General features: G+C 62.2%; 12 protein-coding genes. 3 read left to right on the top strand and 9 right to left on the bottom strand.

Annotated elements, in window-relative coordinates; all coding sequences use genetic code 11:
• Window positions 1-109: 109 nt before the first annotated feature.
• From ACYQ1P_RS15225 to ACYQ1P_RS15195, 7 genes are all read right to left on the bottom strand, one after another.
• Window positions 110-1,306, bottom strand: coding sequence for an MFS transporter (locus ACYQ1P_RS15225; protein WP_460021193.1), 1,197 nt, complete (start codon window positions 1,304-1,306; stop codon window positions 110-112).
• Between the two features lie 85 nt (window positions 1,307-1,391).
• Window positions 1,392-2,528 (bottom strand): osmoprotectant NAGGN system M42 family peptidase, encoded by a 1,137-nt coding sequence (locus tag ACYQ1P_RS15220; protein ID WP_460021192.1) that lies wholly within the window; start codon window positions 2,526-2,528, stop codon window positions 1,392-1,394.
• 2 nt (window positions 2,529-2,530) lie between these two features.
• Complete coding sequence (gene ngg / locus ACYQ1P_RS15215; protein WP_460021191.1) at window positions 2,531-4,276, bottom strand: N-acetylglutaminylglutamine synthetase; 1,746 nt, start codon at window positions 4,274-4,276, stop codon at window positions 2,531-2,533.
• A gap of 4 nt (window positions 4,277-4,280) precedes the next feature.
• Window positions 4,281-6,053, bottom strand: coding sequence for an N-acetylglutaminylglutamine amidotransferase (locus ACYQ1P_RS15210; protein WP_460021190.1), 1,773 nt, complete (start codon window positions 6,051-6,053; stop codon window positions 4,281-4,283).
• Window positions 6,054-6,383: 330 nt separating this feature from the next.
• A complete protein-coding gene (locus tag ACYQ1P_RS15205; RefSeq protein ID WP_460021189.1) occupies window positions 6,384-6,884 on the bottom strand; it encodes a peptidylprolyl isomerase in 501 nt (166 codons plus the stop codon).
• Between the two features lie 68 nt (window positions 6,885-6,952).
• Window positions 6,953-7,498: a protein phosphatase CheZ gene (locus ACYQ1P_RS15200; RefSeq protein WP_460021188.1), complete on the bottom strand. Its 546-nt coding sequence runs from the start codon at window positions 7,496-7,498 to the stop codon at window positions 6,953-6,955.
• 79 nt (window positions 7,499-7,577) lie between these two features.
• Window positions 7,578-7,901 (bottom strand): hypothetical protein, encoded by a 324-nt coding sequence (locus ACYQ1P_RS15195; protein WP_460021187.1) that lies wholly within the window; start codon window positions 7,899-7,901, stop codon window positions 7,578-7,580.
• Window positions 7,902-8,030: 129 nt separating this feature from the next.
• On the opposite strand from ACYQ1P_RS15195, the gene pyk reads away from it, so the two are divergent.
• Window positions 8,031-9,446 carry a pyruvate kinase gene (gene pyk / locus ACYQ1P_RS15190; protein WP_460021186.1) on the top strand — a complete coding sequence of 472 codons (1,416 nt, stop codon included), beginning with the start codon at window positions 8,031-8,033 and terminating at the stop codon, window positions 9,444-9,446.
• Window positions 9,447-9,452: 6 nt separating this feature from the next.
• Here the strand turns inward: pyk and ACYQ1P_RS15185 are convergent, their stop codons facing one another.
• On the bottom strand, window positions 9,453-11,237 hold the full coding sequence (locus ACYQ1P_RS15185) for an AMP-dependent synthetase/ligase (protein ID WP_460021185.1): 1,785 nt from the start codon (window positions 11,235-11,237) through the stop codon (window positions 9,453-9,455).
• A gap of 121 nt (window positions 11,238-11,358) precedes the next feature.
• On the opposite strand from ACYQ1P_RS15185, the gene ACYQ1P_RS15180 reads away from it, so the two are divergent.
• Both ACYQ1P_RS15180 and ACYQ1P_RS15175 read left to right on the top strand, forming a co-directional pair.
• Window positions 11,359-13,134: a M3 family oligoendopeptidase gene (locus ACYQ1P_RS15180; protein ID WP_460021184.1), complete on the top strand. Its 1,776-nt coding sequence runs from the start codon at window positions 11,359-11,361 to the stop codon at window positions 13,132-13,134.
• Between the two features lie 4 nt (window positions 13,135-13,138).
• Window positions 13,139-14,476: an ABC1 kinase family protein gene (locus ACYQ1P_RS15175; protein WP_460021183.1), complete on the top strand. Its 1,338-nt coding sequence runs from the start codon at window positions 13,139-13,141 to the stop codon at window positions 14,474-14,476.
• On the opposite strand, the gene ACYQ1P_RS15170 is transcribed toward ACYQ1P_RS15175, so the two are convergent.
• The gene (locus ACYQ1P_RS15170) at window positions 14,468-16,726 is read right to left on the bottom strand and encodes a hybrid sensor histidine kinase/response regulator (RefSeq protein ID WP_460021182.1); all 2,259 of its coding nucleotides are present in this window, start codon (window positions 16,724-16,726) and stop codon (window positions 14,468-14,470) included. The genes ACYQ1P_RS15175 and ACYQ1P_RS15170 overlap by 9 nt on opposite strands.
• Window positions 16,727-16,787 lie beyond the last annotated feature (61 nt).

Here is a 16,787-nt window from a genome sequence, read left to right as displayed (position 1 = left end):
AGGCTAACTTATTGAAATAATGAATTTCCTCATGCTGAGCTTGTCGAAGCATGAGCTTGTCGAAGCATGTGTCGCCACATCCGCCACATCTGGCTTATTCAGTAAGCTGTTAGGCGTCTTCGGTGACCGCTTCGGCCACCGGCGGTTGGCGCAACGCGACTAGGGCGATCAGCGCCACCAGGGCGGCAATGATGGCACCACCGAAATAGGGCCATTCGCGACCGAAACTGGCGAACAGAAAACCGGCCCAGGCCGGACCGACCACCCGGGCCAGGGTGGCGACCGAACGCATGACGCCCATGATGCCTCCCTGATTTTCCTCGCCCGCCGAGAGTGACAGCAGGCTGTTCAGGGAGGGCTGCAACAGACTGAATCCTCCGGCCATGAACACCATGGATACCGACAGCACGATCAAGTCGTTGGACAGCGGCAGAATGCCCAGCCCGATGGCCAGTCCGGCCGAGCCCAGAACCACCAGCTTGGCTTCGCCGAATATGCGCACCAGACGTCCGACCAGACCGCCCTGCATGGCGGCGGAAAACAGGCCGACGCAGGCGAACAGATAGCCGTTTTGCAGCGGCCCCCATTGGAACTGGCGCTCCGACCACATGGCGAAGGTGGTTTCCATCCCGGCAAAGACGAAGGTCGACAGGAACATCAGCAGCAGATAGCGGCCCTGTACCGGGCGGGAAAAGGCCTCGCGGATTTGCAGCGAGCGTTTGCGCTTCGGGCGATCCTTGATCCGGGCCCGGATTTCCGGCGACAGGGATTCCCTGAGCTTGACCAAGGCCAGCAGAAAGGCCAGAGCGGACATGCCCGCCGCGGCCATGGAGGGGGCGTAGAAATCGGCGGTGGCGGGATCGTGTCCGGCCAGGATGCCGCCGATCGCCGGGCCGAAGATGAAACCCAGCCCGAAGGCCGCGCCGACCGCGCCCATGCCCTTGGCCCGGTTGGCCGGGGTGGTGATATCGGCCACATAGGCGAAAGCAGTGGAAATGTTGCCCGCCATGAAGCCGCCGAAAGCGCGGACGGCGAACAGCAGCAAGAGGGAGTCCGCGTAGGCCAGCATCACATAGGACAGGGACAGCCCGGCCAGGGTCAGCAGCAGGATCGGTCGCCGTCCGCGATGATCGCTCAGCCGCCCCCAAAACGGCGCGGCGATGAACTGGGTCAGCGAATAGGTCGCCATGAGCAGACCCACCGTGTCCGGAGTCGCCTGGAAATGTTCGCCATAGAACGGCAGCAACGGAATGATGATTCCGAAGCCGATCAGGTCGATGAACACGATGATGAACAGGATAAGCATGGGCTCATGGGTATGCCGTCGGCCCGGGGGAGGCAAGTCTAAAATGCCTCGAAGTTGCAGAATGTCGATACTTCCCTATCCCGGGTCAACTCCGGGCCTGTTTCTCGGTGGTTTTCGAGATCAGCGGATAATCCTCTTCGGGACCCATGACGGTCTGGTTCTTGGCGAACAGGGGGGGCGATGCCACATAGGCGGCCAGCAGTCGAGCCAGATTGTCCAGCGAGCCCAGGTGCACCCGCTCGTAGCCATGGGAGGCATCGAGTCCGAAACAGACCAGGGCGGTTCGGATATCGCTGCCCGCCTCCAGGGCGGAGGCGGCATCGGAACGATAATAGTTGAAAATGTCGCGGCTGAATTCCAGCTTGTCCCGGTGGCAGAGTTCGATCAGGTGACGGGTCAGATGGCGGTCGAAGGGACCGCTGGAATCCTGCATGGCGATGGTCACGCCGAACTCGCTGGTATTCTGCTCCGGGGCCACGGTGCCGTTGTCCACCGACACCATTTCCGCCACGTCGCCGCGCAGGATATGGGAGGCCCCGACGCCCACTTCCTCCGAGATGGTGAGCAACAAATGGCAATCCAACGGCGGCAGAATGCCGTTGTCCAGGATGGCCTTGGCCGCCGCGAGCATGCAGGCGACCCCGGCTTTGTCGTCCAGATGGCGGGAATTGATGAAGCCGTTGTCGGTGAATTCCGTTTGCGTGTCGATGGAGACGAAATCGCCGATGCGCACGCCTACGTCCCACAGGTGGTCGATATTGGCACAGGTCTCGTCGAGGCGGATCTCCAGATTGGTCCAGGCCGAGGGCTGGCTGTCCACTTCCTTGTTGTAGGTGTGACCGGAAGCCTTCAGTGGCAGAATGGTGCCGCGAAAGGTGCGTCCGTCGTCGCTGTGGACGGTGCAGCGAGCCCCTTCGGCGAAGCGGGCCGACCAGTGACCGATCGGCACCACGGAGAGCCGCCCGTTGCGCTTCAACTGCTTGACCATGGCCCCCAGGGTATCCAGATGGCCGATGATGGCGCGCCGTGGCGAATAGCTCTCGCCGGGCAGGGTGGCCCGGATCGCCCCGCGCCGGGTCAGTTCGTAATGGATTCCCAAGTGCTCCAACTCGGCGCAGGCCAGACGCACGATGTTATCGGTCATGCCCGATGGACTGGGCGTCGCCAGCAGCTTTTTCAGAATCGCCTGCAAATAGTCCAGGTCGACGGGCAAACCATTCATGATCAGGACCTTTTGGTATAGGGAAACAGCAGGTCGATGAATTTTTCCGCCGTCGGCTGGGGTTCGTGATTGGCCAGACCGGGGCGCTCGTTGGCCTCGATGACCACATAGTCCGAACCTTCCACATCCGGCACCATGAAGTCAAATCCGACCACCGGAATATCCAACGCCCGCGCCGCCCGGATGGCGGCCCGCCCCAGCACCGGGTGCAGCCGGTCGGTGACGTCGTGGATGGTGCCGCCGGTGTGCAGGTTGGCGGTTTTGCGGACCCGGATCTTGATCCCGTCGGGCAGGATGTCAGACATTTCATAGCCTGCTTCCCGTACGCAGCGTTCACATTCCGCATCCAGGGCAATGGTGCTTTCGCCGTGGGTCGCGGCGGCCCGGCGGCGGCTCTGGTATTCGATCAGGTCGCGCACCGAACGCTTGCCGTCGCCCTTGATCTGGGCCGGACGGCGGACGGCGGCGGCGACCACTTCAAAATCAATGACGATGATGCGCAGGTCCTCGCCGCGCACGAATTCCTCCAGCAGCACCTTGTCACAGATCTCGCGTGCCTCCGAAACGGCGGTGAGCACGTCCGGCAGGGCGCTGAGGTCGACCCGGATGCCGCGCCCCTGTTCCCCCTGGGCCGGTTTGACCACCACCCGGCCATGTTTCCTGAGGAAGGATTCGATGTCCTCGGGCGTCCGCACGACCGTCTGTTCGGGGACGCGGATGCCCTCGCTCAAGAGAATCCGGCGAGTCACCGCCTTGTCGTCGCAGCGGCTCATGGCGATGGCCGTGGTCAATTCGCTCAGGGATTCCCGGCAGGTCACGGAGCGGCCGCCGAGGGACAGCCGGAAGAATCCGCAGGCCGCGTCCAGCACCTCCACATGAATGCCCCGGCGGCGCGCCTCGTTGGTCAGGATGCGGGCATAGACATTCAATCCCTCGACCGGGTCCGGCCCCAGGTAGAGTTGCTCGTTGATGGTGTTCTTGTGCTTGATGCAGTAGACCGGCACCTGCTGGAAGCCCAGCTTGTCGTAAAGGGCGAGCGCCTGCTTGTTGTCGTGCATCACCGACAGGTCGAGGAAGCTGCGACCCCGTTTGGCATAGAGTTCGATCAGTGCCCGGACCAGGGATTCGCCGACGGCGGGACGGGGACATTGGGGATCGACGGCCAAGGCCCACAGACTGCTGCCGTTGTCCGGATCGTCGATGGCGGCAAAATGATCGACCCCGGTCACTGCGCCGATGATCTCCGAGGTCTCGGCATCCTCGGCGATCAGCACGGTGATGACATCGGATTCTACCGCCTTGGCGTAAAAACCATCATAGGTCGGGACCATGTGATGGGCCATGTAGATGCGATTGATCGCTTCTTCATCGTCGCCGCTTTGCAAGGCGCGGACGGTGACGCCCACTGGTTTGACGTGACCCGGCTTGTAATAGCGGAAATTCAGCCGCAGGGTCAGCGACGGATCGAGAAACAGTTCCTGTGGCGCGAAGGACAACACCACGTTGGGGGCGCGGGGATAGAGCGCCACGTCGCGCCGCCCGGACTTTTCCTTGCGGATGGTGTCGGCCAGTCGCTTGGGGTCCTTGAACGTCTGGCCGAAGATCAGCCGTCCCCAGCCGCAATCGACGGTTCTTTCCTGTTGCATGGCGTCGATGCCCTCGCCGGCGGGCAACGCGCCCCAATGTTTGAGCGAGGCCATGGATGTGAGGTCCTGGGGACTGACCGTGCCTTTGTCCGGGGTGGTCATGGGCTCAAACTCCCTGTTCCTGCAACCACATCTCCAGCAGGGCCACCTGCCAGAGCTTGGAGCCGCGCAACGGCGTGATATGGGATTTAGGGTCGGCCAGCAGGCTGTCCACGTAACCGCCTTGGAACAGGTTGCGCGATTGACAGCGGTCGCTGTGCAAAAAGTCTTTCACCATCTCCAAGTACGGCCCCTCGATGTATTTCAGGGCGGGCACCGGGAAATAGCCCTTGGGCCGGTCGATGACGGCGGACGGGATGACTTTGCGGGCCGCTTCCTTGAGCACCCACTTGCCGGTGCCCTCGACCTTCAGTTCGGCCGGAATGCGCCCGGCCAGTTCGGCCAGTTCATGATCCAGGAACGGCACGCGCGCTTCCAGGCCCCAGGCCATGGTCATGTTGTCCACCCGTTTGACCGGGTCATCCACCAGCATGATCGTCGAGTCCAGGCGCAACGCCTTGTCGACCGCCCGGTCGGCGCCCGGTTCGGCGAAATGCGCGGCGACGAAATCACGGCTGTAATTGGTCCCGGCCAGATCGGGCCGTACCATCTGGGCGTAGTCGCTTTCGCTCTGGTCGAAAAACACCCGTTGATAGTCGTCCAGCGCTGTGTTGCTGCCCACCATCGGCGGATACCAGTGATATCCGGCAAAGATTTCGTCCGCCCCCTGGCCGCTTTGCACCACCTTGAGGTATTTGGAAACCTCCTGGGAAAGCAAAAAGAATCCCACGTTGTCGTAACTCACCATGGGTTCGGACATGGCGGCGATGGTGCGCGGCAGGGCGTCCAGCAGGCGCGCCGAGGGAACGAAAATCTGATGATGGTCGGTGGCGTAATGCTGGGCAATCAGGTCGGAATATTGAAATTCGTCGCCCTTTTCTCCGCCCGCTTCCTCGAAGCCGACCGAAAAGGTGCTCAGACCCGTCTGACCCTGTTCCGCCAACAGGCCGACGATGAGGCTGGAGTCCAGACCGCCGGACAGTAGGACTCCGACCGGAACATCGGCCACCATGCGCCGCCGCACGGCCAATCGCAGGCTCTCCATCACCTGTTCCATCCAGTCCTCGGCGGAACGGGCATGGTCCTCGGCGCTCTGATTCAGGGGCAGTCGCCAATAGACCGTTTCCCGGCTGCGCCCGTCGGCCTCGATGATCCGCAGGGAGGCGGGGGGCAGTTTGCGCACCCCCTTGAGCAGGGTATGAGGCGCCGGAACAACGGCGTGCCAATGCATGTAGTGATGCAGGCCCACCGGGTCGATGGCGCTATCCACGTTCCCCGCCTTGAGCAGGGCGGGCAGGGTGGAGGCGAAGCGCAGGCCGCCCGGCTGTTCGGCCAGATACAACGGCTTGATGCCGAAACGGTCGCGGGCCATCACAATGCGCCCGCTGTCGCGCTCATGGAGGACGAAGGCGAACATGCCGTGGAAGCGGTCCACGCAGTCGGTTCCCCAGGCATGGTAGGCTTTCAGGATGACTTCCGTGTCGCCATGGGAAAAGAACGCATAGCCCAGGTCTTGCAGTTCCCGGCGCAAGTCCTGGTAATTGTAAATGCAGCCGTTGAACACGATGGTCAGGCCCAGGTCCGGGTCCACCATGGGCTGCTGGGCATGGTCGCTGAGGTCGATGATCTTCAGCCGACGATGACCGAACGCCACGCGACCTTGGGCATAAACCCCACCGCTGTCCGGACCGCGCGGCACCATCGCCGCGACCATTTTATCAACGGATGTCAGGGAGGCCGGGCTTCCGTCGAAGCGGATGTCGCCGCAAATTCCACACATATGTTTTCTGAGCCTTTGTCACATGCCAAACAGGAATGCGAAGATTGCCCCGAACCACACAGTCGGAAGTTCAATGTAATCCGTGGCAGCGCGCCAAGATCAGATTAATATGTTTGCAATTGCACAATAATTAACCAGACCTCACATCCTTGAAGATATTATAGTCAGTCAGGCTTGACATTTGCAGGTTGTTTTTATATTATATTTTCCGCATAGAAGCACAAATCTCAGTGGCTTTTTTGCGTCTCTCTTTCTCGAATGTTCTTCGGGCGTGAAAACAGGTTGTTTCTGTTTTCACGCCCGAGTTCGTTTTGCCGTGCGTTGCTGAGGCTATTGCGCCACGTCAGCGGCCACGCGCAGGGTGGTGATGCGGTCCGGATTGCGCACCTGGCCGTTGAGGTGATCGGCCCCCTTCTTGATGTTGTCGACGAATTCCATGCCCGCCGAGACTTGACCCCAGACGGTATATTGACCGTCCAGGTGTCCGGCCCGTCCCAGACAGATGAACCATTGAGAATCGGCGCTGTTGGGATTCGACGAGCGGGCCATGCCGAGGGTGCCACGTTCGAACGGGGTGTCGGTGAATTCGGCGGCCAGCTTGACCCCGGAGCCGCCGGTGCCGTCGCCGCTGGGGTCGCCGGTCTGGGCCATGAAGCCGCGAATCACCCGATGGAAGGTCAGCCCGTCATAGAACTTCTGGCGCACCAGTTCCTTGATTCGGGCCACATGGCGTGGGGCCAGATCGGGGCGCAGGTCGATGACCACGCGCCCGTCGCGCAGTTCGAGATACAGGGTGTTTTCCGGGTCGGCGGCGGTGGCGTCCTGGGGCATGGACAAGGCTCCCATGATGATGAGTGATACGAAGGCGAAAAGTCGAAATGATGTGTGCAACATGATCCTCACTCGAAAAGTTTATCAATTTCTTCCTGGCTGATGCCCTGATCCGGCAAGGCCGGTCCGGCGAGCCGCGCACGGTCTGCTTCCTGGGTCACCGCCGCGACCGGAGTGGTTTCCACCTGCTGGCGTCCCCCTACATCGACGATGGCATTGATTCGCGTCTCCAGATATTTCAGCGACGTCACCACCTTGGTGATCCGCTGGCCGGTGATGTCCTGGAAGGTGCAGGCCTCGAACACGCGGGTGCCATTGGCGGCGAGGGCCGAAAGGCGCTCCCGTTGCGCCGCATCGGCCATCGACGGGCGCAGTTCCTCGATGATCCGGGCATTGGACTCCATGCATTCCATGATTTCATGGGTCGCCTCCTCGGTGGCGACGACGATGGCGTCCAACTGGTCGCCGACCACCGAAAAATGGTGATCCGGGTCGGGCGGGCGATGGATGGCAGCGATTTCCCGGCGCACCTGCTGCATGTAATCGTGCAGTTCCAGGAGCTGCTTTTTCAGCATGGCGGTGTCGTTGTCTCTGGCGGAAGGGATGTCGGCCATAGGGCGGGTCCTGTCGGCGGCGAGCGTCGCCGGTCAAACTATCCGCCGAGGCGGGAGAAGGCAAATCCAATATGGCGATTCATTTCTGGCCGTTGCCGGGCGGCGGACCCATCATGGTTTGAGCCAAGAGACGCAGCTTGGCGCGCTGCTCGGGGGACAGTTCCTTGAACAGGTCCTGTTGTTTGTGGCGGATCTTTTTGGCCTGGGCGATGAGGTCGCTGCGGGAGTCCTGGGCCTGTTGGCGGTTTTGCGCCCGCAACTGGGCGACCTGAGCTTCCCGGTCGATCAACCCCACCTGACGCAGGCGGCGGGCGATACCCTGGCGCAGCCGCACCTTGCGCAGTTCGCGGCGGGCGTCCTTGTCCATGAACAGGCTGAGTAGGGCGTCGCTGAAAAAGGCCATGAGCTTCTTTTCTAGGGGGCTCGGAGAAGTCTAGCAGTCCTTGCAGATTGGCATCCAGGAGTGAATTTTTGGTGATCACAGTAAAAGATATGGCGATTTGAGAGGTTTGCTTTTATATCTCGGCTCATCATGAGAAGAAACCGCCAAGCCAAAATCATTGCGACCCTCGGGCCGACGACCACGACCCGTCCGCGAATCCAGGAACTGATCGAAGCCGGAGTGGATGTCTTTCGGCTGAACTTCAGCCATGGCAGCTACGAAGACCATCAGCGCCGCTACGACCTGATCCGCCAGGTGGAGAAGGACCTTCAGCGGTCGGTCGCAATTTTGATGGATCTGCAAGGCCCCAAGCTGCGCATCGGAAAGTTTGGTCAGGGAGCCATCCGGTTGCAGACCGGATCGCCGTTCCGCCTCGACCAGTTGCCGGAGCCGGGTAACCAGCGCCGGGTCATGCTGCCTCACCCGGAGATTTTCGAAACCCTGCGCGAGGGCAACGATCTGCTGCTCGATGACGGCAAGGTGCGGCTGCGGGTCATGCATCGCAGCGATGATTTCGTCGATACCCAGGTCATCACGCCGGGCGAATTGTCGGACAACAAGGGGGTCAACGTCCCCGACGCCATGCTCAATCTGGCGGCATTGACCGACAAGGACCGCAAGGACCTGCAATACGGCCTCGACATGGGCGTCGATTGGGTGGCCCTGAGCTTCGTGCAGCGTCCCGAGGACATTGCCGAGGTGCGCAAGATCGTCGCCGGTCGGGCGGCGGTCATGGCCAAGCTGGAAAAGCCGTCGGCCATCGACTACCTGGAAGAAATCATTGATCTGTCCGACGGCTTGATGATCGCCCGCGGCGACCTGGGCGTGGAATTCCCGCCGGAAGAGGTCCCGGCGCTGCAAAAACGCATTATCTCGGCCTGCCGCCGGGCCGGCAAGCCGGTGGTGGTGGCCACTCAGATGCTCGATTCCATGGTCCGCGCACCGGCCCCGACCCGGGCCGAGGCCTCCGACGTGGCGACGGCGGTCTATGATGGCGCCGACGCCATGATGCTGTCGGCGGAAACGGCGGTCGGCGACTATCCGGTGGAATCGGTCAGCATGATGAACCGCATCATCCGGCGGGTGGAGAAGGATCACTTCTATTCGCGCCGCAACAAGGGCGGCGACTCGGCTCCCGAAGCGACCGCCGCCGACGCCATCAGCGCCGCTGCGGCTCAGGTGGCGCGGACCATTTCTGCCTCGGCCATCATCAGCTTCACCTTTTCCGGCTCGACCGCCCTGCGCGCGGCGCGGGAACGCCCGGAAGTGCCCATTCTCGGACTGACTCCCAGCGTCAACGTGGCGCGGCGTCTGGCCCTGGTCTGGGGCATCCATTCGGTGGTCACGCCCGATATCACCAGCCTCAAGCAGATGATTCAGAAATCCATCTCCATCGCCAAGCACGAAGGTTTTGCCGAGGCGGGCGAGCGTTTGGTGGTGATGGCGGGCATTCCCTTCGGCACTCCGGGGGCGACCAATACCCTGCATATTCCCTGGGTGGAGTAGGGACGCCTACCCGTACAGCGCCTCCAACCGATCCCCATAGATTTGGCGGATTACGTGGCGGCGGATTTTCAGGGTCGGGGTCATTTGTTCGTTGTCGATGCCGAACGGTTCCCGGGCGATGCAGAAGCGGCGCACCTTCTCGATGTTGGAGATTTGGGCGTTGACCCGGTCGATGGCCGGGCGCAGGGCTCGATGCAGGTCCTCGTCGTCGATCAGGGACTCCAGGTCCTGGGGTTTGCCATGGGCCTTGCACCATTGGTCGAGCCAATCCGAATCGGGCACGATCAGCGCCACCAGACGGGGGTGCCGGTCGCCGTAGACCAGCGCCTGAGCAATTTCCCGCTCCAGGGTCAGCAACCCCTCGACCCGTTGCGGCGAGATGTTGTCGCCACCGGAATTGACGATGATATCCTTCTTGCGGTCGGTGATGCGGATATAGCAATCCTCATCCATTTCACCGATGTCGCCGGTATGCAGCCAACCCTCTTTCATCACCTCGGCGGTGGCCTCGGGGTTGCGCCAATAGCCCTTCATGACCAAATCACCGCGACAGAGAATCTCCCCGTCCGCCGCCAGTCGCAGTTCGGTGTTGAGCACCGTTGGGCCGACTGTCTCCATTTTGACCAGATTGGGGCGGTTGACACTGATCACCGGCCCGGATTCCGTCTGGCCGTAGCCTTGCAGGATGCGCAGGCCCAGCGCGGTGAAAAACAGGCCAATGTCCGGATTCAGCGGTCCGCCGCCGGAGACCAGGGCCTTCAGACGACCGCCGAAACTGGCCTTGACCTTGCGGCGCACCAGCAGATCAAGGAGTTTGTCCATGATCCAACCGCCCGCTCCCAAGGGTTCGCCGCGCAGCCGGGCCAATCCCAGAGCGACGGTCTTGCGAAAGAGTTTCTCCTTGCTGCCGCCGGTCTTTTCGATGCCGCGCAGAATCTTCTGGTGCATCATTTCATACAGGCGCGGCACGGCGGTCATGATGGTCGGGCGCGCCTCGGTCATATTGCGGCCCAAGTGCTCAATGCCTTCGGCGTAGTAAATCTGCGCCCCGATGGAAACCGGGAAATGCAGCCCCGCCGAATGTTCATAGGAGTGGGACAGGGGCAGGAACGACAGGAAAACCTCATTGTCCAACCCCAGTTCCTCCAGCGCGTCGCGCGCCCCCATGCAGTTGTGCAGAATGGCCCGGTGCGGGGTCATGACGCCCTTGGGCACGCCGCCGGTACCCGAGGTGTAGATGATGCAGGCGGTATCTTCCGGCGACAGCTTGGCGACCCGGGCCGCCACGTCGTCGTTGGAGCGAGCCCCCTCGGCCAGCAGGTCGTGCCAGTCCAGCACGTCGAGGCTCAGGGACTGGGAAATGTCCGGCTGCTCCATAGCGATCACGAAATGCGCTTCTGGAGCCTGATGGGCGGCAGGCAGCAGCCGCTCGGCCAGACGGCGGGTGGAAACGATGGCCGCCTTGGCCCCGCTGTTGGTGAGAATATGCAGGTGATCCTCGACCGTGTTGGTGACATAGGCCGGGGTGGTGATGCCGCCGGCCACCATGATGGCGATGTCGGCAATCAGCCATTCGGGACGGTTTTCCGAGACCAGCACCACCCGGTCACCGTCGGTGATGCCATGGGCGCGCAGGGCGCGGGCCAGGGATTCGGCCTGTCGGGCGCATTCGCCCCAGGTCTGGGCCACGTAGAGCCCATTCTGTTTGGCCCACAGGAACGGCCTGTTTTCCCGCTGCCGGGCCTGATCGAAGAACATGGCGGCCAGATTGGGCCAGGGATATTCGACCATGTGAAGCTTCCCCTTGCGCTAAGGAATAATGATAGGTCACCGTTATAATATTGTCTACTTGCAGTGCCTTGCCGAGCCGTCTATCCAGCCCCATATGGCAGTCAAACACAAGGAGCAAGCCATGCCGTTGGAAGCCGTTGAAGTCATGCCCGAATGGGATCTTGGGGATCTGTACCCGGCGATGGATGGGCCGGAAATCCAGCAGGATTTGAAGAAACTCGAACGGATCGTCGGGCGTTTCGCCGCCGAATACAAAGGCCGTCTGGCCGAACTGAGCGGCGATCAACTGGGCGCGGCGATCGAGGACTACGAGGGCATGACCGAGATCATGCACCGGCTGTACAGCTATGCGGATCTGCTGTTTTCCGGCAATGTTTCGGACGCCGAAATCGGGCGTTTCCGCCAGACCTTGCAGGAAAAGCTGACCGATATCTCTTCCAAGAGCCTGTTTTTTACCCTGGAATTGAACCGCATTGAAGACTCGGTGCTGGAGTCTCAGTTGGCCGACCCGCGCGCCGGGCACTATGCTTCCTGGATTCGCGATATCCGCGTCTTTCGGGCCCACCAATTGTCCGATGAGTTGGAGGAATTCCTGCATCAGAAATCGGTGGCCGGGCGCAGCGCCTGGACCCGATTGTTCGAGGAAACCATGGCCCAGTTGCGCTTCCCTATCGGTGGAGAGTCTTTGCCGCTGTCCGATGCGCTGAATTTTCTCAGCGACAAGGAAGGCACCAAGCGCAAGGAAGCGGCACAGGCGGTGGGTCAGGTTCTGGGTGACCACATCCGGCTGTTTGCCCATGTGACCAACACCCTGGCCAAGGACAAGGAAATAGAAGACCGTTGGCGCAAATATCCGCATCCGGCGGCGGAACGCAATCTGGCCAATCTGGTCGAGGATGAGGTGGTCGAGGCCCTGGTGACCTCTGTGAAGCAGGCCTACGAAAGCCTGGGGCATCGCTATTACGCCTTGAAGGCCAAATGGTTCGGCGTCGACAAGATGGACTATTGGGACCGTAACGCACCCCTGCCCGAGGATGCCGACCGGCTGTTCTCCTGGGACGAGGCCCGCGACACGGTGATGCAGGCCTATGGGGCGTTCTCCCCCGAGTTGGCAGATATTGCGCAGCCGTTTTTCAAGAATCGGTGGATCGACGTGCCGCCGCGTCCGGGCAAATCGCCGGGGGCCTTTGCCCATCCCACGGTGCCCTCGGTCCATCCCTACCTGCTGCTCAATTTCCACGGCAGGTCGCGCGACGTGATGACCCTGGCCCATGAACTGGGGCATGGGGTGCATCAGGTGCTGGCTGGCGGGCAGGGGACCTTGATGGCCGACACGCCGCTGACCCTGGCCGAGACCGCCTCGGTGTTCGGCGAGATGCTGGTGTTCCGGGCCTTGCTCAACAAGGAAACCGATCCGGCCCGGCGGCGCATCCTGCTGGCTTCGAAGGTCGAGGACATGCTCAACACGGTGGTCCGTCAGGTGGCCTTTCACCAGTTCGAGGAGCGGGTGCACGCGGAACGCCGACTGGGCGAACTGTCGGTGGAACAACTGGGCGGCATCTGGATGGATGTGCAGCGGGAAAGCCTCGGCCCGGCCTTCCGGTTCCATGACGAATACAAACACTTCTGGGCCTATATCCCGCATTTCGTCCATACGCCGTTTTATGTCTATGCCTATGCGTTCGGCGATTGCCTGGTGAACTCGCTCTATGCGGTGTTCCAGGACGGACATCCCGGATTCCAGGCCAAATACCTGGATATGCTGCGCGCCGGGGGCACCCTGCGGCACAAGGATCTGTTGGCGCCGTTCGGCCTGGATGCCGGGGACCCGGCCTTCTGGCGGCGCGGGCTCGACGTGATCAGCGGATTTATTGACGAGTTGGAAGCGGAGCTCTGAAGCCATGGCCCGCCCCCCTGAGTCCGACAATCTGGGGCGACGGGTCCAGCGCTATGCCCGGGTCGGCGGCGCAGTGGGCGGCATGGCGGCGCGCATGGCCGGTAAGAAATTCTTCGGCCTGTCCGTGGATCAGGGGGCGCATGCGGCGGAATTGACGGCGGCGCTGGGTGGACTCAAGGGACCACTGATGAAGGTGGCGCAGATCCTGACCACCATCCCCGATGCCCTGCCCGAAGAATACACCCTGCAATTGGCGCAGTTACAGAACAACGCCCCGGCCATGGGCTGGCCGTTCGTCAAGCGCCGCATGGCGGCGGAACTGGGGCCGGACTGGCAAGCCAGATTCCAGAGCTTCGAGCATGAAGCCGCCTCCGCCGCCTCCCTGGGGCAGGTCCATCGGGCGATCGGTCCCGATGGGCAGAAGCTGGCCTGCAAACTTCAGTACCCGGAGATGGCCTCGGTGGTCGAAGCCGACCTGAGGCAGCTCAAGCTGGTGCTGGGCCTGTATCATCGCTACGACAAGGCGCTGGATTCCACCAACATCCACGCCGAACTGTCGGAGCGTCTGCGCGAGGAGCTGGACTACCTGCGGGAAGCCCGCCACATGCGGCTTTATGGCCGGATGCTGGCCGAAGAACCGGGGGTGTGGATACCGGAACCGGTGGAGGCGCTGACCAGCCGCCGCCTGTTGAGCATGACCTGGCTCGACGGGGAGCCGCTGCTGTCCTTCTGCGACCACCACCAGGAACTGCGCAACCAATTGGCCTATAACATGTTCCGCGCCTGGTACGTGCCGTTCTACGACTACGGGGTGATCCATGGCGACCCGCACCTGGGCAATTACACGGTGCGCCCGGACGGTTCTGTGAACCTGCTGGATTTCGGCTGTATCCGGGTGTTCGAGCCGTCCTTCGTGGCGGGGGTGATCGAGCTTTACAAGGCGTTGCGCGACGACGATCCGGCGCGTGCCGTGCATGCCTACGAAACCTGGGGGTTCACCGACCTGCGCCAGGAGGTAATCGACGTGTTGAACCTGTGGGCGGGCTTTGTCTACGCGCCGTTGATGGAGGATCGCGCGCGGCGCATTCAGGAGACCAATTCCGGGGTCTATGGGGCCGAGGTGGCGGCCCGCGTGCACCGGGAACTGCGACGGGTCGGCGGGGTCAGGCCGCCGCGCGAATTCGTGCTCATGGACCGCGCCGCCATTGGCCTGGGCAGCGTTTTTTTGCATCTCAAGGCGGAAATCAATTGGTACCGGTTGTTTCACGAACTGATTGGCGACTTCGACGTGACGACGCTGGAGAAACGCCAGGCCGCCGCACGGACCGAGGTTTCATTGTGAAAATTTTTCCGCCTCGAGGATGGCTTGCCGCAATTGATGCGGGTCGATGGGCTTGTAGAGCACCGGCAGGCCGGTGCCGTCGATTTCGGTCAGCCGCTGGGGGCTGGTCTCGCCGGTGACGATGATTGCCGGAATGGCCCTATTGAAGACCTGACGCAACGCCTGGATGGCCTGCACCCCGGTGCGCTCCTCGGGCAGACGGAAATCCATGATCAGCAAATCCGGAGGCCCATCAAGGGCGTCGATCAGGGGGGCGAAACCCGGGCTGTTCGGATCGGCGCAACAATCGGCGATCACCGCATGTCCCCAGGCGCGCAACAGGGCCTCGGTGGCCTCGCGCACCTGCACGTCGTCCTCGATCAGCAGAATCTTTGAGCGTCGACCGAAGGCCTGGGGCGACAGGGAGACCGGTCGGGGCAGTGGCCGGTTGACCACCAGGGGCATGGCAATGGAAAAGCGCGAGCCGCGGCCCGGTCGGGAGTCGATTTCCAAAGTACTGCCCAGGAGATCGGTCATTCTGCGCACGATGGCCAGCCCCAGCCCCAGCCCCTTGCGGCGGTCGCGTTCCTGATTGCCGACCTGATAGAACTCCTCGAAAATCCGGCTCTGCACTTCCGGGGCGATGCCGCGACCGGTGTCCAGCACGTCGATGCGCAAATTGGCCCCGCGCCGGTGGCCGCCGAACAAAATGCCGCCCTGGTCGGTGTATTTGATGGCGTTGTCGAGGATGTTCCGGAGCACCGTTTCGAGCAGCCGCGGATCACCCCTGAGCAGCACGGACGGGGCGACGACCTTAAAGCGAAGTCCCTTGTGTGCGGCCAGTTGCGAAAATTCACTGGCCAGACGTTGGAATAGGACGGCGGACTGGAAGACTTCCGTTTTGACCGTCACCAGGCCGGCATCTAGCTTCGAGAGGTCGAGAATGCCATCAAGCAGAAAACGCAGGCTGGCGATGGCGTCTTCGGTCTTGCCGACGATTTCCTGATGTTGGGGTTTGAGATCCAGGTTGGACAGGGTGGAGAGAAACAAGGTGGCCGCCTGTAGCGGTTGCCGGAGATCGTGGCTGGCGGCGGCGAGAAACCGGGTTTTGGAGTGGCTGGCCGCCTCGGCCTGTTCCAGGGCCCGCTGCTTCTGCGCTTCCCGCTGGTCGATGGCCTCGACCAGTTCCCGCAGGGCGGTGCCGACGCGGGTGATTTCATCGTCGCCATCCACCTGGAAATCCTGCCGTTCCCCCAGGGTGTGCCGGAGCACCGCCTGATGCAGGCGGGAGATCCGCCGGACCACCCGGACCCGGATGAGGTAGAAGGAGGCGAGCAGCCCGAACAGGACCAGAAACAGCGTGGCGATGAGGAACGGTACCTGTTCCTGGATATTGCTGCGGGTGGTGGCGGCGACTCCATGGACCCGATCCCGGGTTGACCGATAGATGGTGTTGGCCCCGTAAATGAGTTTGTCGCCCGCCTGCTTGAAGGCCATGATCTGGGCGTCGATCTTGCCGTTGATGTCCAGTTCCCGTCGGCGGACGTCCAGCGCTCCAGCGGCGACCAGTCGGCGCAGTTCCTGTTCGCTGTTTCTAAGATCGGACAGAACGGCGTCCTCGCCGTATTCTTGCAAGGCGACCCGCAGTCCGGCCATGTAGCCACTCACCTGAGAGGCGAGTCGTTGATGGTCGAAGGGAGTGGGGGCCTGCTGGATTTCGACGGCCTTGCCGATGACCTTGCCGAGGTTGCGTTGCAGCGCCAGGACACCGGGGCGTTCGGCAGGGTCGCGGCTGACCGATTGGGCCAGCAGGTCGAACAAATCCCGCGACAGGGAGGCTTTCTCGGCTTCCACCCCGTTGCGCTCGGCCACCAGATCGCGCAGCGTCTGGGCTCGCTGTTCGTAGGCGTCGGCATCGGCCCGCAGGACCCGCAGATACCGACGCTCGGCCCCCAGGGTTTCCAGATGCGCAATATAGTCGCGGATGTTTTTGGCGCGGTCGCGGATGGTCTGGTAGATCAGGTCCTGCCGCCCCGGCTCTCTGGCCTCGATCATCAACGGCGTCAGAGCCCCCAGAGAGCCCACCTGTTCGGCCAGTTCCAGGGATTCCGAAATGATCGGCAACCCCACATCGGTAATCTGGCGCAGATCGGTCCGCACCGAGCGAAAGGTGGAGAATGTCAGGGCACCAGCCACCAGCACGGCGGCAAAGGCCAGCATATAGCCGCCGATGACCTGGAACTCGACACTTCTGTGGCGGGAGGGGGGCATGCAGGGGACGTGCCTTTTATTGGATGTTGGTCCTGCCGTACGTTAACATCCCGGCGCGATG

Source organism: Magnetospira thiophila (assembly GCF_054657015.1).
Note: the sequence above shows the minus strand (reverse complement) of the source record. Positions and strands in the feature narration are given on the sequence as shown.